This is a genomic window from Halobacterium zhouii (assembly GCF_021249405.1).
GTDB lineage: Archaea > Halobacteriota > Halobacteria > Halobacteriales > Halobacteriaceae > Halobacterium > Halobacterium zhouii.
The window spans coordinates 1,188,180-1,209,667 of record NZ_CP089593.1; the positions used below are offsets into that span (position 1 = coordinate 1,188,180).

Consider the following 21,488-nt stretch of genomic DNA (forward strand, 5'->3'; position numbering starts at 1 on the left):
CACCGAAGTATTGACCAGACGATGGGTAGACGCCCCCTACTTGCCGAATATTTATAATGGTAGTTGGTGAATCCCGAGCCACAGGTTTCGGAGTTTCCACCTTCGACCTGCACCACGGACTCATGACAGCAGACACGTACGTCGGCGCAATCGACCAGGGGACCACCGGCACCCGATTCATGGTGTTCGACCACGACGGCTCCGTGGTCGCGAACGCCTACGAGAAACACGAACAGCTCTACCCGGAACCCGGATGGGTCGAACACGACCCCCTCGAGATCTGGGACAACACCCAGCGCGTCGTCGAGCGCGCGCTCGCGGACGCCGAACTGGCGCCCGAAGACCTCGCGGCCCTCGGGGTGACGAACCAGCGCGAGACCACGCTCTTCTGGGACGCCCACACGGGCACGCCCATCCACAACGCCATCGTCTGGCAGGACCGACGCACCACCGACCGCGTCGAGGAACTCCAGGAGACCGGGTGGACAGAGACCATCCGGGCGAAGACCGGCCTCGAGGTCGACGCGTACTTCTCCGCGACCAAGGCCGAGTGGCTGCTCGACAACGCAGACCCCATCAAGCTCCAGCGCTCGCGCCCCCAGGACGTCCGCGAGCGCGCCGAGGCGGGCGACCTCTGCTTCGGGACCATCGACTCCTGGCTCATCTACAAGCTCACCGGCCAGCACGTCACGGACGTCACGAACGCGTCGCGGACGATGCTGTTCGACATCCACGACATGGAGTGGGACGACGAACTCCTCGACGAGTTCGGCGTGCCCCGAGAGACCTTGCCCGAGGTCCGCCCGTCCAGCGACGAGAACGTCTACGGGTACACGGACGCTGACGGCTTCCTCGACGCCGAGGTCCCGGTCGCCGGCGCGCTCGGCGACCAGCAAGCCGCGCTGTTCGGACAGACGTGCTTCGACGCCGGCGACGCCAAGAACACCTACGGCACCGGCTCCTTCTTCCTGATGAACACGGGAACGGACGCCGTCGCCAGCGACCACGGCCTGCTGACGACCGTCGGCTTCCAGCGCTCGGGCGAACCACCCCAGTACGCCCTCGAGGGCGCCATCTTCGCCACGGGCGCCGCCATCGAGTGGCTCCAGGACACCGACATCATCGAGGACGCTGCGGAGACCGAGCGACTCGCCCGCTCGGTCGACTCCACCGACGGCGTCTACTTCGTCCCGGCGTTCACTGGCCTGGGCGCACCCCACTGGGACCAGCGCGCCCGCGGCACCGTCGTCGGTCTGACCCGCGGGACGGGGAAGGCCCACCTGGTTCGTGCGGTCCTGGAGTCAATCGCGTACCAGACCCGCGACGTGGCGGAAGCCATGGAGGCGGACGCCGGCCTGGACATGAACCGCCTCCGCGTCGACGGAGGCGCGGTGAAGAACAACTTCCTCTGCCAGCTGCAGGCGGACATCATCGGGACCGACATCGCCCGCCCGCAGGTCGACGAGACGACCGCGCTCGGATCGGCGTACGCCGCCGGCCTCGCGGTCGGCTACTGGGAGACCGTCGACGAACTCCGAGACAACTGGCGGACCGACCGCGAGTTCGAACAGCGGGACACACCGGACGTGGAGGACAACTACGAGCAGTGGGGCCGGGCCGTCGAGCGCTCGCGCGACTGGGCCCAGGAGGGGACGTAGATGGCCTGGAGTTCCCTCTTCGCGGTCGAGATGCTGATCGCGGCGTTCGCGGGCGGCGCGTTCGGCGCGGCCATCGGCGCGCTCCCAGCGTTCATCTTCACGGGATTCATGGTCATCGCCGGGGAGGCCGCGAACCTCGCGCGCGGCGCCGCCGTCGAAGCGGCGGGTGTCGACCCGTCGACGCTCGGCGCCATCGGCATCACGGGGTCCGTGGCGTTCGGTCCGGTCTTCTCGCCCGCCATCAGCTTCGCTGGCGGCGCGGCGGCCGCGGCGTACGCCGCGAAGCGCGGCTACATGGACACCGGCTTCGACTTCCACGAGGCGAAGAACATCGCGTTCGCCCAGGGCACGAAACCCGACGTGCTCGTCGTCGGCGGCCTGTTCGGCATCGTCGGCTACTGGTTCACCGTCGCCTCGAGCACGCTCGCGATGCCCTACGACCCCATCGCGATGGGCGTCGTGCTCTCCGCGCTCGTCCACCGACTCGCGCTCGGCTACCCGCTCGTCGGCGACGCCCCCAACGGCCTGTTGAACATGCGTCCCTTCGAGTCGGAGGACCGCCGCGTCGTCGGTGAGGCCGCCGTCGACGGCGGCGCCGGGGCGGACAGCAACGCCGAGGCGGACGGCGGCGTCGTCCACGAGCGCTTCGTCGTCGAACCGTGGCTCCCCCACCAGTACCGATGGCTGAACGTCTTCGTGCTCGGCGCCGTGATGGGCGTTCTCGGCGGCTTCGTCGCCGTGAAGACCGGGAGCCCGTTCCTCGCGTTCGGCATCAGCGCGGCGTCCCTGGTCTTCCTGAACTGCGGCGTCGAGAACGTCCCCGTGACCCACCACATGACGCTCCCGGCGAGCACCGCGGCGCTCGCCGCGCTCCCGGTGGGTTTCGACCCGGCGTCACAGAGCGCGGTTCTCACGGCCGTCCTCGCGGGCGCGGCGTTCGGCGGCGTCTGCGCGCTGTTCGGTGAACTGTTCCAGCGCGTGTTCTACGCGCACGGCGACACGCACTGGGACCCGCCCGCGGCCGGCATCGTCTTCGGAACGTTCCTCGTGGCCGTCGCCGCCGCACTGGGAATCTTCCCGCACACGTCATGGGTGCCGGCGCTCTGAGGTCCTGAATCCTCTCACTCGATGTGGGGGCTCTCCCATACTCCGGGCCCCGACCCCCTCGCGCTATGGGATTCCTGGCCATCACTCGACGGACTCCCCCACCCACGCCTCGAAACCGGGTTCGACGAAGGACTCGTCGAAGCGCTCGATGCACGGCACGTCGTAGGGATGTTCGGCCTCGACGAAGGCGACGAGGTCGTCCCACGCGGCGTCCGTGGTCTTCGCGAACAGGACCGCCTCGTCGTCGCGGACGACGTCGTCGTCCCACCGGTAGACTGACCGGCACTCGAGGGCGTTGACGCAGGCGGCGTGGCGCTCGGTGACGAGTCGGTCCGCGAGTTCCTGTGCGTCGTCCCGTGGGGCAGTGATGTACGCCGTCGGCATGCCTGTAGGGAGGGAACGAGAGACCAAAAGTCCGTGCGGCGAGTGGGGTCAGGTGGGTCGCGCGCATCTAGTGGACCACACAGTCGGCGTGGGTTTCGACCAGCGGCGCGCTCCCGACGACGACGATTCGAGTGCTGACTGCTTCGACACCGTCGTGTCTCAGACCCGGGACACGGCGTTACTCCTCAGTCTGGGGGCCCGTGTCCTCGCCCTCTGGACCCGTCTCCTCGGACGGCGAGCCGACGTCCTCGTACGCGAGGTTCATGATCCACTGGGAGAAGGCGTCGCTGCGCGCGTCGACCTCCTCCTCGCCCACGAACGGAGAGAGCATGTCCCCCGCCATCAGGAGCGAGAAGTCGAGTTCGCGGTCGTCGATAATGGGCGTGATGTAGTACGTCGTGTTGCCATTGTGGACCGACTCCTCGCGCTCGACGAGACCCTTCTCCTCCAACTTCGAGGCGATGCGACTCCCCTTCCGCGAAGAGACGTCGAGCTCCTTCCAGAACTCGCTCTGATAGATTCCGAGCGTCTCGCGAACGAGTTCCAGGGCGGCGCGCTCGTCCTCCGAGAGGTCGGCCTCGATAGCGTCGGCGCTCATACCCATATTAGCAGTCGCGGCCGGTTTAAAGTTGATTGTCTACGCGCCGGTAGGGCGTCTCGCAGGGTGGCCCGTCCGCGAAGTCGTATCGAACGGACCCACTGTCCGGGCCGCTCTCACCGCCGTCGTCGATGGTGACGAGCGACGACGAGCGCGTCCCGAAGCCGTCGCCGTGTACGCAGGCGCCTGTTTCGTGGTCGGACAGCGCCTCACGCGCGGCCGTCACCCACTCATCTTGGGTGGTCCCCCCGAGCGCGCGCCGGATAGTCCGAGATTTCTCGGTGCCGTCGTCGTACCCCTCGTTCACCACGACGTGCGTCCCAGATTCGAGATCGTGCCGGCGGAGCACGCCGTCCCACTCGAGGAGCACGCAGTCTTCGTCGTCCGCGACGACGAGATTGAACCCGGCGTACTCGCGGTCCGCGAGTTCGCGCCGGACGACCTCGACGGCGTCGCTCGCGCTCTCGGCGTCGAGGGCGTCTGTGACGAGCAGTCCTCTAGAGCGCCGCGAGGAGCCACGCTCCTCGGACTGGGCGAACGGCCGTTCCTGTGAGTCGTCGTCCTCCAACTCGACCCGGCGGTTCGTGACGGCGACGAACACGCGGTGTTCGTTCACGCCGATCCAGGTGCCACCCGCCTCCTCGTCGCGCGGCATCAACACTTGCGGACTCTCGCCGTGGACGGCGGGCGGCGAAGCGGGGCGACCGACGGCCTCGTCGCGGTTCGCGGCGACGACCAGCGGCGCGTCGTCGTAGACGCGCCACGCGAATGCCAGCGTGCACACAGCACGAGGTAGGGCGCCGACCCACTTAGTTCTCGTCGGCGAGTTCCTCGACGGCCGCCTCGCGGTCCACGGTGCCGGACGCGGTCCGCGGCAGCGAATCGACGGCCACGACGATTCGCGGGCGTTCGTAGTCCGCCAGGCGGTCCTCCGCGAACGCGAGAAGTTCCTCGACGACGTCTCCGGTGGCAGCGTCCCCAGTGGCGGGGGCCGCGGATTCGTCGCCGGCGAGCACCACGAGCGCGCCGACGCGCTCCCCCCACTCGTCGTCGGGCACGCCGACGACCGCTGCGTCGGTCACGCGGGAGTGGTCGGCGAGGACGTCCTCGACGCGCTCTGGGTCGACGTTCTCCCCACCCGTGATGATGCGGTCTGCCTGCCGCCCACGGACGTGGAGGTAGCCCTCGTCGTCCACGAACCCGCGGTCGCCCGTGCGGAGCCCATGCTCGCAGAATCGTCCGGCGTTCGCGCCGGATTCGCCGCCCGCCGCTCCGCCCGAGTTCAGATAGCCGGGCGTGACAGTCGGCCCCGACACCACGAGTTCCCCCTCCTCGCCGGCGGGCAACGGACTGCCGTCGCCGTCGACCACAGTCACTTCGGTGCCCAGAAGCGGGCGGCCTACCGTGTCGAGTCGGTCGGACTGCCCGCCACCTGCTGGCGCGTCGCTGGCCTGTTCCGGGCGCAGCGTCGCGACTTGCGAGGTGGTCTCGGTCATCCCGTACGTGAGACAGACCGGAACGCCCGCGTCGAGGGCACGCGCCGCCAGTTCGGGGGGTGTTGGTGCGCCGCCGACGAGCGCGAACCGAAGCCCATCGGGCACGCCGCCGGCGTCGAGGAGTCGCCGGAGCATCGTCGGCACGAGCGAGACGCCCGTGCAGTCGTACGCCGCGAGCGCGTCGCGGACCGGGTTGGCGTCGAACCCGCGCGTGAGCACGGCGGTCGTCCCGTACAGCGCCGACCGTAGAACGACCGAGAGCCCACCCATGTGGTACATAGAGAGCGGACAACACCAGCGGTCCTCGGGTAGCACGCCGAGGCGGAACGCCGACGCGACCGCGCTCGCGGCGAAGTTCCCGTAGGTGAGTCGGACCGCCTTCGGGTCGCCCGTGGTCCCGGAGGTGAACATGAGCGCGCGGGTGTCGTCCCACGCCAGATCGGCTGGCTGGATCGCATCCGGAGTGCGCGCCGCGAAGTCGCCAACGGTAGCCGCCGAACCCTCAGCTGCTCCGGCGTCGACGCTCACCGCGGGCGCGTCGAGTTCGTCCGCGTCCGCCACCGTGTCCGCCTCACAGACGACGAGCACGGGTCGGACCGCGTCCACATGCGTCTCGAGTTCGGGCCGTGAGAGCCGCGCGTTCAGCGGCACGAGCACGGCGCCGAGGCGAGCGCACGCGAACACGAGGCGCGCGAACGCCGGACGGGTCTCCATCAGCACGGCGACGCGGTCCCCGGACTCGACGCCGAGCGCCGCGAGCCGACCAGCTGTCGCCTGGACTTCGGTGTCGAACTCGGCGAACGTCCACGACTCGTCGGTCGCGGCGTCCACGAGCGCCGTGCCGTCGGGGGTACTCGCAGCCTGCAGCGCGATCTCGTCACGCACCCTCGACCACCCCGGAGACGCCGACGCCCGGGCCGTCGGGGACGCGAATCCGCCCGCGCTCGACGGGCGCCGGATCGGCCGCGAGGTCCTCGACGAGTCGGTCGGCGGTGGCGAGGCCGCACGCCGGAACGTCGGGGAGGCTCGCAGCGAGGTGGACCGCGGCGGTGCGCGCAACGACAGCGTCGATGGTCGTGGTCACCACGGGCGTCACGCCGGCGTTACGCGCGGCGAGCGCGACGTCTCGCGCGCGGTCGACGCCGCCGAGCGCCATCGGCTTGAGAACGACGTAGTCCGCGGCCGGAAATACGTCGCTGGCAGAATGCGCGGGGAGCGACTCGTCGAGCGCCACGCCGACCGCGCCGCCGCGGAGCGCGCGGTGACCCTCGAGGTCGTCAGTCGGGAGTGGCTGTTCGACGTACTCGACGCCGACGTCGGCGAACGCGTCGAACGCCTCGCGGGCCTGCTCGCGCGTCCACGCGCCGTTGGCGTCCGCGCGGAGCGCGAGGGAGTCCGGCGACACAGCCGTGCTGTCCGCCGCTTCTCGGGCAGCCTTCCGGGCCAGGCGCAAGCGCTCTGTGTCGTCCGCGACCGAGCGCGCGCCGACCTTCACCTTCACCGTCTCGAACCCCGCTCGGGTGGCCTCGGCGACCGAATTAGCGGTCGTCTCGGGGTCCGCGTCCCCGACAGTCGCGTTCACGGGAACCGCGTCCCGGTGGTTCAGGTCGGCGAGGTGGCCAGCGAGCGGCACGCCCGCCGCCCGCGCGTCGGCGTCGAGTTTCGCGAGCGAGACCGCGTGGCGCGCCGCGCGGGCGCTCTCGCAGGCCGCGAGCGCGCCGTTCCAGTCGTCGGCAGCGTCGGCCTCGCGGAGCGCGCGCTCACAGGCGTCGAGGGATTCGGTCCACCCCGCGAGCGGCGCGGCCTCTCCCACGCCGCCGTCGCGAGCGAACAGGAACCCCTCGCGCTCCGCGATGGTCCCGTCCGCGGTCGAGAGCGGGACGTCGAGCGGAAGGGTGAACGGTTCGATCATGCTGCGAATCCCACCGCGAACAGCACGGAGTACAGCGCGAGCAGTTGGCCGACGCGCGTGAGCGCGGGGTTGAGCGCCTCGCCGTCGGTCCGCGAGAGCACGGTGCGCGTCACGGAGACCGCAAGCGGGAGCGAGAGGAGTGGAAGGAGGACTATGAGGGCGTACCCCTCGAGGGCGAGCCAAACCGGCACCAGATACGCGAGCGAGAGCATTGCGACGAATTCGACGCGGGAGGCGGTGTAGCCCAGGCGGACTGCGAGCGTACGCTTGCCCGTCCGGGCGTCCTCCTCGCGGTCGCGGACGTTGTTCACGACGAGGATGTTCGTGGAGAGCGCGGCAACCGGAAGGCTGGCGACGACCGCGTCCAACGTGACCGTCCCGGCCGGGATTCCGGTCGCCAGGGGTTCGGCGAGGTGGGCAGCGGCCTGCACGTAGAACGTGCCCGTGACCGCGACGATGCCGAAGAACACGAAGACGAACAGGTCGCCGAGACCGTGGTAGCCCAGGGGGTACGGGCCGCCCGTGTACGCGATGCCCGAGGCGACGCTGGCGAGGCCGATGACCACGATGGGCAGGCCGCCGACGTAGACGAGGTACGCGCCGTCGAGGATAGCGAGCGCGAACGTCGCGTACATCGCGAGTTTCACGCGCCCGGGGTCGATGAGGCCGCCCGCGGTGACGCGCGTGAACCCCTCGCGGTCGGCGGTGTCCGCGCCCTGCACGGCGTCGTAGTAGTCGTTCGCGAAGTTCGTTCCGACCTGGATGAGCGCAGCGCCGACGAGCGCGGCGACCGCCGGCAGCAACGCGAACACGCCGGCGTGTACGGCGAGGCCGGTGCCGACGACGACCGGCGCGGCGGCCGCCGGGAGGGTGTGCGGTCGGGCGGCCATCACCCACGCTCTCGACTGCGAGACGTCGGCGGTTTCGGTCATTGACGGTGGTTGGTCGAGCGCCGCCAAAGCGGTGGCGGTCGAAGCGAACCGGACCGGGTCGACCCAGTCCGGCCAGCGAGCGTCGGTCGTCGTCTGTGAGCGCTGCGTCAGTCGTCGTCTGCGGGCGCTGCGCCCGAGGACTCACTGCCCTGGTCTGGTCCGGACTCCTCTCGGGTCGAGAGCAGCGACCCGGGTTCGACGTTCACGTCGTCGGCGTTCGCCGCGTAGTCCCGCGCCGCGACGTAACTCGCGTAGACGATGGCGAGCAGGAACACGGTGAACGGGAGCGCGAGCAGCGGTGACAGCGACTGGATGGCGGCGAAGCTCTCGAGTTCCAGGGACATCATGCCGAAGAACGCGAGTAGCCCGCCCCACCACGCGCGGTTCCGCGCGTTCGGGTCCTCGTCGCCGATGGTGATCGCCGAGATCATGAACACCGCCGAGTCCAGAGACGTGATGATGTAGCCCGCGATGACGAGCACGAACAGCACGGCGAGCACCGACCCGTACGGCGTGATGGTGAGCGCGCGGGCGATGGCCGCCGGGATGCCGTGGGCCGCCATCGCATTCCCGACCGGGCCGACGTACCCGGGCGCCAGCACCCATCCGCCGATGAGCAGGTGCTGGATCCACGTGAGGAACGCCGGCGCGACGACGAGCACGACGAACATCTCGCGGATGGTGCGGCCCTTGGAGACCCGCGCGACGAAGCTCCCGACGAAGATGCTCCAGGCGGCCCACCACGCCCACCAGAAGCCCGTCCACTGGCCGGCCCAGTTGCCCGCCGACGTCGGCGCGGTGTACAGCATGAGTCGGAATATGTTGTCGAGCCAGACGCCCGTCGCGTCGAGACCGAGTTCGAACATGAACAGCGTCGGACCGACCGCGACGAGGAGGGCCATCGACGCGCCGATGAGCAGCATGGTGGCGCGGGCGGCGTTCCGGATTCCCTGCCGGAGGCCGAGCCACACGTCCGCGAGGAAGACGAGGCCGACGAGCGCGAACACCCCGTAGGTTAGCAGCGTCGCCTCGAGGCCGAACACGCGCCCGAGGATGGCGGCCATCGTCTGCGCGCTGAACCCGAGTGTCGTCGCGATGCCGCCGATGGTGGCGACGATGGCGGCGAGGTCGACGGCCCAGTGGAACCCCGGATAGGAGTCCGTGTCGACGACGCCGGAGAGCATCGAACTGATCTTGTACTCGCCGACGCCCTGGGTGTAGACGACGACGCCGAACGCGAGCGCTACCGGCAGGTACCACATCGCGAGTCCGGGGAACACCTCGTGGATGAACATGAACGCCAGCGCGAGCGACTTCAGGGACGCGCCCTCCACCGGGTAGGGCTGGGGTGGCGGGTTCTGGAAGATGGAGACGGGTTCGCCGACGCCCCAGATGAGCACGGACCCGCCGAACCCGACGGTGAACACCATCGAGAGCCAGGAGAACGTGTCGAACTCGGGTTTGGCGTCCGGGCCGCCGATGCGCAGGCGGCCGTACCGGGAGAACGTTACCCCCAGGACGAACACCAGGAGGACGAACCCGAGGAGAATGAACCACCAGCCGAAGTACCGGAGCACCCAATCGAACGCGCCATTGAGAACACTACTCAATACCGTCGGGCGAGTGAAGCCGACGACTGCGAGCGAGAGCATCGCAGCCATCGTGACGAAGAACAGTGCTCGCTCCGACCAGGACGCTTCCTCCAGACCGAGCGCGTACCAGATTCGTGTGTTCACGTGAAGACTGTTGACTGGAGTTCCGTGGCGTCTATCGGCAGTGAGACGCGAGCGGGGACGAGAGAGTGGTTACTGTAGAGTTGTGGGATTCGTACGAACATCTCGTCTACGAGAAGCGGATATCCACGTAAAAGTTCGTTGCCTCACTACACGGCCCCATCCGTGAGTACAAGGCCTTTCAGCCTGTAATCACTCGATTCAGCTTCCGCCAGCGCCGGAGGGAGCGTCCGGGAGGTCATGTTTTTCAGCTTCAATACCGAGCTCCTCGAGGGCGGCCTCGAGGTGTCGTTCTTCGGCGTACTCGGCGCCGTCCTCGACGCGGAGGCGCTGAGCGGTCGCGAGGACCTCCCCGCGCCGGTCGTCGGGGACGTCGTACTTGTCCGTGGAGAGTTCGATGACGAGGCCGTTGTGGTCCTGGGTGTACAGTGAGTGGAAGATGCCGCGGTCGAACTCGTTGAACCGCTGGCCCGCCTCCGAGAGCGCCTGTTTGACGTCGGCGAAGCGCTCGGGCGCGATGGAGAACGAGAGGTGGTGGACGGACCCGATCTGCGAGCGCTGTGGCTGCGGGTTCGACGACTGGTCGTCGGTCACGAAGAACGTGACGATGCGGCCGTCACCGGCGTCGAAGAAGAGGTGCGTCGAGTTCGGGTCGTCGAGGTTCGGCTGGCGCAACACCAGGGGCATTCCGAGCAGGTCGCGGTAGAACTCGACGGTGTCCTCCTCGTTGCTCCCGATGAGTGTGACGTGGTCGACTCCTGTGGTGTGCATCGGACTGTCCGGCAGGTCAGCCGTGACCTCGGTGCCATCCTCGTCTGAGTGCTTGGCCATGTGTGGGGGTACGGCACCGTGTGGGAAAACGTATCGGGCTGTCGCGAGTTCCGCCTGCTGTGGACACCACCGTTCTTTGTTCTCCAACACGTTGGCGGTGATATGAGCAAAGCGAACGCGCGTCGGTGGGAGTACGCGGTGTTCAGACCGCCTCGTGGCGAAACGAAAAAAGAGGCCGAGAACCCGGAGGACGAACTGAACGAGTACGGAGCGGACGGATGGGAGCTCGCGGAGACGATCGACTACTCGGGCGGCGGAACGAAGTACCTCGTTTTCAAGCGACCCGCGAGCCCCGACGCCGGCGAGGGTGACGGGGCGTGAGCGAGCAGCGCGAGGACGAGGACGTGAGCACGGCGAACACGATGCGCGAGCGGGCGGGCGAGAGCCGGTTCAAGATCTGGTTGCTTCTCTCCGCGAACCGCCTCGTGGTGACGACGGTGCTCGCGCTGGGCGTGTTCGTCGCGTTCGTCGTCACCGTGACGCTCCTCCCGCAGCCCCTGCAGCCACAGCTACGGTCTGGCGACACCATCGAGACGATGTTCTCGACGATGGTCGGCGCCATCATCACCGGCGTCACGCTCGTCGTCACCATCGGCCAGCTCGTGCTCTCTCAGGAGAACGGGCCGCTCGGCGACCAGCGCGACCGGATGGAGGGGTCGATGGACTTCCGGGAGTACGCGGGGGAGCTCATCGGGTCGCCGAGCCCCGCGGACCCGTCGTCGTTCCTCCGGGAGCTCGTCGGCGTGGCCCAACAGCGGGCGGAAACGCTCCGGGACACCGTCTCCGAGAACGACAGTGACACGTTACGCGGGGAGGTAGAGGAGTTCACCGACAGCCTCATCGGGAACGCCGAGAAGGTGCGGGACCAACTCGACGGCGCGACGTTCGGCTCCTTCGACGTGTTGCTCGCGGCGCTGAACTTCAACTACGGCTGGAAGATCTTCCAGGTCGAACGAATCCGCAACGACCACGAGTCGGTGCTCACGGAGGACGAGGACGCCCTGTTGAACGACCTGAAGACGTCACTGAGCATGTTCGGGCCGGCCCGCGAGCACGTCAAGACGCTGTACTTCGAGTGGGAACTGGTGACCCTCTCCCAGATGATCTTGTACGCGGCGATTCCCGCGCTGGTCGTCGCGGGCGCGATGCTGGCGGTCGTCGACGCGGGGACGTTTCCCGGGTACACGTTCGGTGTCCCGAACATCACGTGGGCCATCGGCGCAGCGTTCACGGTGACCCTGGTGCCGTTCCTGTTGTTCACGTCCTACGTGCTCCGAATCGTGACGGTGGCCAAGCGAACACTCGCCATCGAACCGCTGATACTCCGCAACTCACAGCGGTAGCCACCGCATCGAGGTGGCATCCACATCGTTCCGGCGACGTGAGGGCGGCACCGTTCTTCGGTGCCGTGAGAGTCACCCCGTTCTCGACGATGTGAGGGGGCGTCGGGCAGCCGTCAGCAACTGAGCGCAACCCGGCAACGGGTACTTATTGCCATTCACGACGACGTAGTCGGTGGTCCACGCCGGGTTCGCGCAGACGACGGTGGACACCGCCAGCCAGGAACGCTGGTGGATTCCGCCAGGCATCACTATCAGAAGCCGGGTCGGACGAATTCGGGGGATCAGGGGGAAACCAATGGCAGCAACATCCAGAGAGCGGACGTACGAACAGACGCGCGACGAAATCGAGGAGAACTTTGGGCTCGTACCCGGATTCTTCGACGCGCTCGACGAACAGGACCTCGTCAACGAGTGGCCGAACTACAAGCGATACGCCCTCGAAGAGACAGAGATTCCGGCGAAGTACAGGGAACTGATCGGGTTGGCGGTGGCGGCGAACATCAGGTGCCCGTACTGCCAGTCGTTCCACACGGAGGCCGCCAAGTTACACGGCGCGACCGACGAGGAACTCGCCGAGATATCGTTCCTGGCGAGTTGGACGGCGCGCTACAGCGCGATGATCCACGCCCAGAACTACGACATGGAGACGTTCGAGGGGGAACTCGAGCAGATCGGCAACCACCTTCAGGAACACATGGCGGGGGACTGAGGACACGAGCGCGAAACTGAACGCGATTCCCGTGGATACGCGGTCAGTGAGTGAGCGACCAACGGAGTAGTATTCGCGCGAACGGACGGCCCGGAGAGCCCGGATGTTCGCGTGATTCACTCGCTCGCTCCGCGAGCGAGCGAGAACTTTTTAGCGGAGGTTTTTCTGCCGAGCGGGTTGCCTGCTCCGCCGGCAACCTATTCCGTGGCGTTCACAAATCGCCACGGCGATTTGTGCAGCCCATCAGAAATCCCCGATTTCTGAGGACGGCGAAGCCGCCACGCTGTCGCGCTCCGCGCGTCCCGAGGCAGAAAAACGTCCGTCAGTAGTGCCAGGGGTGGTCGTCGAAGTCGGGGTCACGGCCTTCGAGGAAGGCGTCGCGACCCTCCTGGGCTTCGTCGGTCATGTACGCGAGGCGGGTGGCTTCGCCGGCGAACGTCTGCTGGCCGACGAGGCCGTCGTCGGTCATGTTGAACGCGTACTTCAGCATGCGCATCGCGGTCGGCGACTTTCCGTTGATCTCGGTGGCCCACTCGAGTGCGGTCGCCTCGAGTTCGTCGTGGGGGACGACCTCGTTGACCATCCCCATGTCAGCGGCTTCCTCGGCGTCGTAGGTCTTCCCGAGGAAGAATATCTCGCGGGCCTTCTTCTGCCCCACCTGCTTTGCGAGGTACGCGGAGCCAAAGCCGCCGTCGAACGAGCCGACGTCGGGGTCGGTCTGCTTGAACTTCGCGTGCTCGGCGGACGCGAGGGTCATGTCACAGACGACGTGGAGGCTGTGGCCGCCGCCGACCGCCCACCCGGGGACCACGGCGACGACGGGTTTGGGCATCGTGCGGACGAGCCGCTGTACTTCGAGAATGTGGAGGCGGCCAGCCTTCGCCTGCCGGACCGCGGGGTCGTCGTCCGCGGCGGCTTCGTCGTCGTCGCGGTACTCGTAGCCCGAGCCACCCCGGACCGACTGGTCACCGCCGGCACAGAACGCCCATCCACCGTCCTTCGAGGACGGGCCGTTCCCCGTGAGCAGGACACAGCCGACGTCCGCCTGCTTGCGGGCGTGGTCGAGTGCGGTGTACAGTTCGTCGACCGTTCCCGGGCGGAACGCGTTCCGGACGTCCGGGCGGTCGAACGCGATGCGAACCGCGCCGACGTCCGTCGCGCGGTGGTAGGTGACGTCGTCGAAGTCGAAGCCCGCGACCGACTCCCAGCGGTCCGGGTCGAATATCTCCGAAACCATACGCGAAGCGGGACGCGGCGGCGCAAAAAGATTCCCTACTCCGCGTCGTCCTCGGCCGTCGCCGCGTCGCCCTCCACTGTCGCTGCGAACAGTTCGGGCGGGGCGGCATCGAACGGCCCGTCGGGGCTGGTGACCCACGCCGTGAGGTAGACGACGCAGGCCGCGACCACGGCGGCCGGCAACTGGAGTGTGAAGACGCCGTACACGACGGTGACGGCCATGGTCACGCCGGCGACGGTTCGTCGGTCCGCGCCGCCGGCGTGCAGGAGCACCGCGGCGACGAAGAGGGCGAACGCGATGCCCACTCCGACGAGTGGCTGGTGGAGGACGAGGAGCGAGTACAGCAACACGAGGACGCCGGCGACGGCGGCGCCGGCAGCGAGAGTTCGGGTCGTCGAAGCCATGCAGCAGACCTGTCAGCGCTGAGTGTTAGTTCTTGGCGTTCTCCCTGACGTGTGCGTCGAGTCGTTCTCGCTCGCGGTGGCTCGCCTCGCCGTCCGTCTGCACCTCGAGCACCTGGGTTCCCGGCGAGCCGACCGACTCGCTGTACGCTTCCCGGAATCCGGCCAGCGTTTCGAAGCGCGCGAATTCGAGGTCGTAGAGGTCACCGGTCGCCTCCAAATCGAGGCCGTGCGGGGTCTCGAACTGCTCGGTGAACGGCGGGTCGAAGTTCTCGATGGGGAGCATGTGGAAGATGCCGCCGCCGTCGTTGTTCACGAGCACGATGGTCGCGTCCGCTTCACAGCGCGCGATCGCCAGCAGCCCGTTCATGTCGTGGTAGTACGCGAGGTCCCCGGTCACCAGCACGAGTGGGTCGTCGGTCGCGCTCCCAGCGCCCAGCGCCGAGGACGTGACGCCGTCGATGCCGGACGCGCCGCGGTTGCCGAGCACGGTGAGGTCGGCGCTCCGGGGTCGCGCGAACCGGTCGAGGTCGCGCACGGGCATGCTGTTCGAGACGAACAGCGTCGCGGGGTCCGGCGCGTCCGCGGCGGCGGCAGCCACCACGTCGCCCTCGAGCAGCGCGTCGCGCTCGACGCCGTCCACGGCGTCCCAGTAGTCGGCCTCCGCGTTCGTCCACCGCTCGGTCCACGCCGCCGGCGCCGGCGCGCCAGCCGTCCCGCCCTGGACGCGCTCAGCGAGTTCTCGTGCGAGTCGCGTCGGGTCCGCGACGACGAGGTCGCCCGCGGTGAACGTCGCCTCACGCCACCCGCCTGCGGGGTCGACGACGACCTGCCGAGCGCTCGAATCACGGAGGAAGTTCCGGAGCACCTTCGACGTGGGCGACGCGCCGAACCGGAGCACGAACCCAGGATCGAACTCGTCCAGTGAGACGGGACTCGAGCCGTCAGCGTCGGGCAGGAAGCCGTCGTAGCCGCCGACGACCGGAGCAGTGTCGACGTGTGCGCCGAACCGGACACTGGAAAGCGGGTCGGCGAGGAGCGGGAAACCGGTAGCCGCTGTGAGGTCGGACGCTGCCGACGCGGCCAGTCCGAATGCGTCGTCCGGCCCGGCGACGACGAGTCCCCGTTCCGCGCCCGCCACGGCGTCCGCGAGTGCGCCGACATCTGCGTCGTCGGGCATCGGTCGTCCGGGCGTCGCGTGCACGAACGGGCCGTCGCGGCCCTCGGCGGCAAGCGGATACTCCGCGGCGAACGAATCAGGAATGTCACCCGGAACGTCGACGGGTTCCAGGGGTTTCCGGAACGGCACGTTCAGGTGGACGGGGCCGGGGTTCGCACCCGACGTCTCAGCGAGCGCGCGGCAGACCGACGCGCGCAGCGACCGGAGTTTCCGGTCGTCGGCCTCGGGTTCCGGGAGGTCCTCGTAGTGCCGAACCGAATCGCCGTACAGTTTCTCCTGGTCGACGGTCTGGTTCGCGCCGGAGTGGCGGAGTTCCGGTGGACGGTCGGCGGTCAACACGAGCAACGGAACGCGGGCCTGGTTGGCCTCCATCACCGCCGGGTGGAAGTTCGCCGTCGCGGTGCCAGACGTGGAGACCACCGGAGTGGGGTTGCCGGTGCGCTTCCCGCGGCCGAGCGCGAAGTACGCCGCCGAACGCTCGTCGAGGTGCGAGAACACCTCGACGTCGTCGTGCTCGGCGAGCGCTACCGTGAGGGGGGTTGAGCGGCTTCCCGGGCAGACGCAGGCCGCCTCGACGCCCGACGCCGCAAGTTCGTCGGCGAGCGCGCGCGCCCACAGCGTGTTGCGGTTCGGCGCAGTCATCGCGCGCTCACCTGGGGAGTTGGTCGGCCGTTCATTCGAGTTCGTCCAGTATCGGGCGGTACTTCAGTTGGATCTCCTCGTACTCCTCGTCGGGGTCGCTGTCCGCGACGATGCCGTTGCCCGCGAACAGCGTCACCTCCCGTTCCGCCGTGACCGCCGACCGGATGCCGACGCCGAACGTCCCCTCGCCGTCGGCGTCGAACCAGCCGACCGGCGCGGCGTACCAGCCCCTGTCGAAGGACTCCGTCTCGCGGATGGTATCGAGCGCGGCGACCGCCGGCAGGCCGCCGACGGCGGGCGTCGGGTGGAGCGCTTCGACGACGTCGAGAACGTGGACGTCGTCTCCCACGTCTGCCTCGATGGGCGTCTCGAGGTGCTGGATGTTCGACAGCGTGCGAACCCCGCGGTCGCCGATGATGACGTCACCGAGGGCCCGGAGGCGATCTGCGATGTCCTCCGTGACGAGTCGCTGCTCGTGGCGCAACTTCTCACCCTCGCGGAGTTGCGCGACCAGTTCGGCGTCCTCTTCGGGCGTGTCGCCGCGGCCGACAGACCCCGCGAGCGCGGTCGTCTCAACCGTGTCGCCGCGGAGCGTGGCCAGGCGTTCGGGGGTCGCGCCGAGGAACGCCGCGTCGTCGGTTGGTTCGACGAGGAACCTGAAACACTCCGGGTAGCGCTGCCGGAGTCGCTCGAGGAGGTTCCGGCTCTCGACGTCGCCCGCGAGGTCGGCGCGCAGCGCGGTGGCGAGCGCGACCTTCCGGAGGTTGCCTGCCTGGATTCGGTCGACCACGTCCCCGACCTGGTCGCGCCACGCGTCGGCGTCGGGCGTCGGCACCGTCTGCTCGACCCCGGGCGCGTCTCCCCCGGGTTGCATCGCGGGGAGCGACTCGACGCGGTCGCGGGCGGCCTCGAGTTCGTCCTCGACAGCCGCCGGGTCCTCGTCCACGCGCGTGACGGTGAGCCACGTCTCGTCGCCAGCGCTCGCCAACTGGACCGCGGGTAGCACGAACTCCGCGGGGGGGAAGCCCGGCCACGACCCGCCCGCCTCGTGGTCCGCCAGGAACGAGAAGCCGCCGAGCAGGCGGGGACGGGCCACGTCGGGCCCGCCGTGGTCGTGCTCCGCGAGCAGGTCGTCGGCCCACTCTCGGACCGCATCGAATCGCTCGCCGCCCGACGCGGTGACGCGCGCCGCCGCGCCGACGCCCGAGAGTTCGAGGCCGTCGGGGTCCGCCCAGTGGATTCGGGGCGCGTCGTTCGCTTCGAGGAATCCCCGGTAGGACACGGCGTCGACCCGGCAACTCCTGCTCACGACCGTTCCGGTGTCCGCGGCGGCCGTCTCGCCGGACAGGGAACTCATTGCCCGACGTTCAGGCCGCCGTGACTAATAGCCTGTTCTTCCGAACGCGCCCGCGGGACAGCGAACAGCAACTAGCTGTACCGGTCCTCGGCCCACGGGTCGGCGGTGTTCGAGTAGCCTCGCTTCTCCCAGTAGCCGCGCTCCGGTTCGGTGAGGAACTCGACGCCGTCGACCCACTTCGCGCCCTTGTAGGCGTACTTGTGTGGGGTGACGACGCGGAGCGGGCCGCCGTGTTCGGGCGGCAGGTCGTCGCCGTCGAACTCCCAGGTGAAAAGCACCTCCTCGCGCATGCAGTCCTCGAGCGGGAGGTTGGTGGTGTAGCCGTCGAGCGCGTGGAACATGACGTGGGTGGCGTCGTCCTCGACGCCCGCGAGTTCTGCGAGGTGGGGAAACGTGACGCCCCTGAACTCGCAGTCGAACTTCGACCACCCGGTGACGCAGTGAAAGTCCTGTCGCTGAGTCACCGATTCAATGTCTTTGAACTCCTCGTAGGAGAGGCGGAGTTCGTTCTCGACGGCCCCGGTGACGGTGAACTCCCAGGAGTCGCGGTCCCAGGACGGCGTCCCGCCCTTCGATAGCACGGGGAACTTCGACGTTTCGCGCTGGCCGGGCGGCAGGCGCTCGCCGTCGAACTCGTGATGGAGGTCCGTGACGTCGTCGACGCTCATGCGCCAGCGTAGCGGCCGGACACACGTAGCCCTGCCGACTCGGATCGCCACCGAGGGCCCGGACGACGCCGGCACCGGGGCTGTACCGGAAAATATCGCCACAAACTGTGTCACGGAACCACGCAGAATTTGAAACAGCGTGGCGTATCCCCCAAATCCAGTTTTCGAATCGTAACGTCTGATTCGGCCAGCCGTAAGCCACCCCGTCAAGCTTAAGAAGGGTGGCGGCGAAGCCCCGTCCAGTAGAATGCCTACGGTCGAAGTCAACATCCCCGACCACATCGAGATGAAGATCGCCCAGCTCGTCGAACAGGGAGAGTTCGTGAGCCAGGAAGAAGCCATCGAGCAGTTACTCTCGACAGGTATCAAGGCGTTCAAGACCAGCGGTCCGATGGACGAGGACGCCAGCCTCGAGGACGACGGCGGCATGATGGGGCACGACGACGAGTACGTGTTCTGACCACTCCCGGCAGTTAGGTGTGTAACCCAATCGCGGACAACGCTTAAAACGCCGAAATTCGTATTCGGAGTAAGGATGCACAAGGACGAACTTCTCGACCTGCACGAAGAGATGGTCGATATCAGAGACCAGTTCCTTCGGTTCGAGCACGTCAGTGAGTCCGACTTCGCGGCCTACGAGGAACTCGACGTCGACCCCTCGCACGTCCACAAGTCCAAGAGCGAACACAAGCACGCGGTGTTCGTCCTCGGGAACGCCCTCGCTGGGGCGATGAGCGAGGACGAGTTCTCGAGTGCGGGCCGCCTCAGCAAGCGCATGCAGGAACTCGCCGACGACGCGTCGAGCAAACTGTAGGCCGTCTTCCACGAACCGCCCCACTGTTCCGCCGACAGCGACCGGGCTAAGACTCGACAGAGAACCGAACACAGACTCGGTAGCGCGTCGGGTCGCCCACACCCGTCGGCCGGGCGTCAGTCACTCGTCTCGTTCGCACAGCGAAACCGTTTCTGAGGTACTCGTCCGGCCCGAAAAGTCTTATACGCGCCCCTTGCATTCCCTGCAACATGCAGGCACACACGGTCGATCGAGTGGAGTCCTGGGACTCCCGGCCGTTCTCGGACGGCGTCCGTGATCTGCGGGACCTAGCGGACGACGACTTCTCGGGAGCGGCCGTCGCGGACGGGACGTGGCTGTTCATGCTGAACGGCCGGGTTGTCGGCGTCTACGAGGGCGAAATCGAGGACTTCGAGGACGCGTCCGGGACCGTCTACGACGCACCACACCCGTCACTCCCGCTGCTCTTCTCGATGCAGGAGCGCGGCGGCGAAACGCAGGCCAAGTACTACACGAACGACACGCCGCTCTCGGAGGTCGACGGCACGCTCACTGACGGCAACTTCACGGGCTACGTGGAGCTCTCCGAGAACGTCCTCTCGGGGGACTACTACGTCGTCTACTACGGCGGCCGCTCGATGAGCGCGGCGTTCATCGGCGCCAGCGAGGAACTGGTCGCGGGCGACGACGCGTTCGAACGCGCGAACGACGAGGTCGGCGTCTACGAGGTCCGCAAGACGCCCGTGAACGTCACGAGCCTCCCCGGAACGCCCGCGAAGGAAGATGGCGACGACGCGGACGGAACGGGCGACGGAGCATCGGCTGGTGCCGCTGGAGTCGCCGGCGCAGCCGCTGGCGCTGACTCGGCGCCCGGCGACCCCGCAGGCGGTGACTCCGCCACGAGCGACGACGCGGCCACAACCGAATCGTCGTCTGGCTCGACCGGGTCTCCGCCGACCGAACCCACGCAGCACGCCGGCCGCGATACGACCGCCGACGCCGCGGCCGAAGCAGAATCCGGTCCGACCAGTTCCAGAGACTCCAGCCCGTCGGACCCGGCCCGAGCGAAGTCTGCGTCGGACGCCAGTGCCGCCGGGTCCAGCGCGGACACCGATAACGCTCGAAGCCGTCAGGCGTCCTCCCGGACTGGAGACGCAGACGGCGATTCGGGCGAATCCCCGGCGTCGGCCGGGGGCGCCGAGGCAGCAGCCGAAGCGGCGTCGGAGGAAGGCGTCTTCGACGACGAGGAACAGTGGCAGAACGCGCGCTCCGTGCCGACACTCGACCCGAAGCAGAGCGAGAACAGCGGGGACGCCGAGTCCCAGTCGAGTGGTCGCTCGCAGTCCGAACAGCGCGGGCAGCGACAGTCCGGACAGCGACAGTCTACACAGCAACAGTCCGAACAACGGCAGTCTACACAGCGCCAGCCCACCAACGCGAATGCAGGTCGCGGCCGGTCCGGCCAGTCCGGCGGCCGCGGGTCCACCGTAGAGAAACTGAAGAAAGCAGTCCAGCAGCGCAACGAGAAACTGGAGGCCGCCGGCGAACGCATCGACTCCCTCGAGGGGGAGCGCGACGACCTCCAGGCTCGCGTCGAGAAACTCCGCGACGAACGCGACGAACTTCAGGCCCGCGTCGAGGAACTCGAGACAGCACGGGACGCCGGCGGTCACGACGGTAGCGGTGACGCGTCGGCGAAGACCAAACTCGAACCGGACGCGGCGCTCACGGACACCAACCTGTTCGTCCGCTACGATTCCAAGGGGAAGGCGACGCTCGACGAACTCGACAGCGAGACCGACGCCGACGCCGTGAACCAGAACCTCCGCATCGACCACCACACGAAGTTCGAGGCGGAGGACGTGGTCGTCGACGGGGAGTCCTTCGAGTCGTTCCTGACGTCGTCGAACGCCCACCGGTTCGTGTCGTGGGCGGTTCGCGAACTCCCCTACGAGATCCGTGACGCCGGCCACGCCTCCGGGCTCGCGGACCTCTACGAGGCGCTGCCGCGGGTCGACCGCGCTGAACTCGGCGGCACCGTCGAGGGCGAAGTCGACGGCGAGACGGTTGCGCAGAGCTTCGACGTGGTGCTCCGGGACCGGATGGGTGAGGCGCTCGTGGTCGCCGAACTGAACGACGAGCGCGACGCGGTGTCGGGCGACGAGATGGACGCGCTCGTCGACGCCGCGACCGACGTGCGGGAGTGCGTCGACGACCTGAGCGCGGCGATGTACGTGACCGCGTCGTTCTTCGAGCCGCGCGCGCTGGAGACGGCGTCGGACGCGACCGACGGCGGCGGCTTCCTGAGTCGGTCGGACAGGGAGAGCTACGTGAAGGTCGCCCGCAAGGAGGGGTACCACCTCTGTCTGGTCGAGGACCGGAACGACGCGTTCCACCTCACAGTGCCGGAACTGTAGGTTCCACTGGTCCCGTATCGGTGCTACTGGAGCCCTATCGGTTCTACCGGAGTTCTATCAGTTCTCCCAGACCCCTGTCGGTTTCACTGG

At 68.2% G+C, this 21,488-nt stretch carries 20 protein-coding genes and 1 pseudogene; 8 read left to right on the plus strand and 13 right to left on the minus strand.

The window, feature by feature from the left end:
• The first annotated feature begins 122 nt into the window (after window positions 1–122).
• Together glpK and LT970_RS06160 are read left to right on the plus strand one after the other, a co-directional pair.
• Complete coding sequence (gene glpK / locus LT970_RS06155) at window positions 123–1,658, plus strand: glycerol kinase GlpK (RefSeq protein WP_232688592.1); 1,536 nt, start codon at window positions 123–125, stop codon at window positions 1,656–1,658.
• Complete coding sequence (locus tag LT970_RS06160) at window positions 1,659–2,765, plus strand: DUF7973 family transport facilitator (RefSeq protein WP_232688593.1); 1,107 nt, start codon at window positions 1,659–1,661, stop codon at window positions 2,763–2,765.
• A gap of 81 nt (window positions 2,766–2,846) precedes the next feature.
• On the opposite strand, the gene cutA is transcribed toward LT970_RS06160, so the two are convergent.
• From cutA to LT970_RS06200, 8 genes and pseudogenes are all read right to left on the minus strand, one after another.
• Window positions 2,847–3,149 (minus strand): divalent-cation tolerance protein CutA, encoded by a 303-nt coding sequence (gene cutA / locus LT970_RS06165; RefSeq protein WP_232688594.1) that lies wholly within the window; start codon window positions 3,147–3,149, stop codon window positions 2,847–2,849.
• 244 nt (window positions 3,150–3,393) lie between these two features.
• Window positions 3,394–3,747 (minus strand): annotated as a pseudogene (locus LT970_RS06170) (helix-turn-helix transcriptional regulator); the annotation flags it as partial.
• Between the two features lie 25 nt (window positions 3,748–3,772).
• Complete coding sequence (locus LT970_RS06175; RefSeq protein ID WP_232688595.1) at window positions 3,773–4,531, minus strand: NRDE family protein; 759 nt, start codon at window positions 4,529–4,531, stop codon at window positions 3,773–3,775.
• Window positions 4,532–4,556: 25 nt separating this feature from the next.
• Window positions 4,557–6,128: a class I adenylate-forming enzyme family protein gene (locus LT970_RS06180; protein ID WP_232688596.1), complete on the minus strand. Its 1,572-nt coding sequence runs from the start codon at window positions 6,126–6,128 to the stop codon at window positions 4,557–4,559.
• Window positions 6,121–7,155 (minus strand): mandelate racemase/muconate lactonizing enzyme family protein, encoded by a 1,035-nt coding sequence (locus LT970_RS06185; RefSeq protein WP_232688597.1) that lies wholly within the window; start codon window positions 7,153–7,155, stop codon window positions 6,121–6,123. Before LT970_RS06185 ends, LT970_RS06180 begins: the two co-directional genes overlap by 8 nt.
• On the minus strand, window positions 7,152–8,087 hold the full coding sequence (locus LT970_RS06190) for a 1,4-dihydroxy-2-naphthoate polyprenyltransferase (protein ID WP_232688598.1): 936 nt from the start codon (window positions 8,085–8,087) through the stop codon (window positions 7,152–7,154). Before LT970_RS06190 ends, LT970_RS06185 begins: the two co-directional genes overlap by 4 nt.
• 107 nt (window positions 8,088–8,194) lie before the next feature.
• Entirely contained in the window at window positions 8,195–9,823 is a 1,629-nt protein-coding gene (locus LT970_RS06195) for a BCCT family transporter (RefSeq protein WP_232688599.1), read from the minus strand.
• A gap of 198 nt (window positions 9,824–10,021) precedes the next feature.
• A complete protein-coding gene (locus LT970_RS06200) occupies window positions 10,022–10,651 on the minus strand; it encodes a VOC family protein (protein ID WP_232688600.1) in 630 nt (209 codons plus the stop codon).
• Between the two features lie 102 nt (window positions 10,652–10,753).
• Here LT970_RS06200 and sp36 point away from each other — a divergent pair, with 102 nt between their 5' ends.
• From sp36 to LT970_RS06215, 3 genes are all read left to right on the plus strand, one after another.
• Window positions 10,754–10,972 carry a Sp36 family protein gene (sp36, locus tag LT970_RS06205; protein WP_232688601.1) on the plus strand — a complete coding sequence of 73 codons (219 nt, stop codon included), beginning with the start codon at window positions 10,754–10,756 and terminating at the stop codon, window positions 10,970–10,972.
• The gene (locus LT970_RS06210; protein WP_489886102.1) at window positions 10,969–11,994 is read left to right on the plus strand and encodes a DUF7972 family membrane protein; all 1,026 of its coding nucleotides are present in this window, start codon (window positions 10,969–10,971) and stop codon (window positions 11,992–11,994) included. The genes sp36 and LT970_RS06210 overlap by 4 nt, the downstream gene beginning before the upstream one ends.
• A gap of 295 nt (window positions 11,995–12,289) precedes the next feature.
• A complete protein-coding gene (locus LT970_RS06215; RefSeq protein ID WP_232688602.1) occupies window positions 12,290–12,703 on the plus strand; it encodes a carboxymuconolactone decarboxylase family protein in 414 nt (137 codons plus the stop codon).
• Window positions 12,704–13,025: 322 nt separating this feature from the next.
• Here LT970_RS06215 and LT970_RS06220 read toward each other — a convergent pair whose 3' ends face one another.
• From LT970_RS06220 to LT970_RS06240, 5 genes are all read right to left on the minus strand, one after another.
• Complete coding sequence (locus LT970_RS06220; protein WP_232688603.1) at window positions 13,026–13,940, minus strand: 1,4-dihydroxy-2-naphthoyl-CoA synthase; 915 nt, start codon at window positions 13,938–13,940, stop codon at window positions 13,026–13,028.
• Between the two features lie 35 nt (window positions 13,941–13,975).
• Window positions 13,976–14,344 (minus strand): hypothetical protein, encoded by a 369-nt coding sequence (locus tag LT970_RS06225; RefSeq protein WP_232688604.1) that lies wholly within the window; start codon window positions 14,342–14,344, stop codon window positions 13,976–13,978.
• Between the two features lie 25 nt (window positions 14,345–14,369).
• Window positions 14,370–16,163 (minus strand): 2-succinyl-5-enolpyruvyl-6-hydroxy-3-cyclohexene-1-carboxylic-acid synthase, encoded by a 1,794-nt coding sequence (gene menD / locus LT970_RS06230; protein ID WP_232688605.1) that lies wholly within the window; start codon window positions 16,161–16,163, stop codon window positions 14,370–14,372.
• 31 nt (window positions 16,164–16,194) lie between these two features.
• Entirely contained in the window at window positions 16,195–17,520 is a 1,326-nt protein-coding gene (locus LT970_RS06235) for an isochorismate synthase (RefSeq protein ID WP_232688606.1), read from the minus strand.
• A gap of 71 nt (window positions 17,521–17,591) precedes the next feature.
• A complete protein-coding gene (locus LT970_RS06240) occupies window positions 17,592–18,188 on the minus strand; it encodes a sulfite oxidase-like oxidoreductase (protein ID WP_232688607.1) in 597 nt (198 codons plus the stop codon).
• A gap of 247 nt (window positions 18,189–18,435) precedes the next feature.
• Here LT970_RS06240 and LT970_RS06245 point away from each other — a divergent pair, with 247 nt between their 5' ends.
• From LT970_RS06245 to LT970_RS06255, 3 genes are all read left to right on the plus strand, one after another.
• Entirely contained in the window at window positions 18,436–18,648 is a 213-nt protein-coding gene (locus LT970_RS06245) for a DUF7120 family protein (RefSeq protein ID WP_232688608.1), read from the plus strand.
• Between the two features lie 75 nt (window positions 18,649–18,723).
• A complete protein-coding gene (locus LT970_RS06250; RefSeq protein ID WP_232688609.1) occupies window positions 18,724–19,002 on the plus strand; it encodes a UPF0058 family protein in 279 nt (92 codons plus the stop codon).
• Between the two features lie 209 nt (window positions 19,003–19,211).
• Window positions 19,212–21,398 (plus strand): DUF7527 domain-containing protein, encoded by a 2,187-nt coding sequence (locus tag LT970_RS06255; protein ID WP_232688610.1) that lies wholly within the window; start codon window positions 19,212–19,214, stop codon window positions 21,396–21,398.
• The last annotated feature ends 90 nt before the right edge of the window (window positions 21,399–21,488 follow it).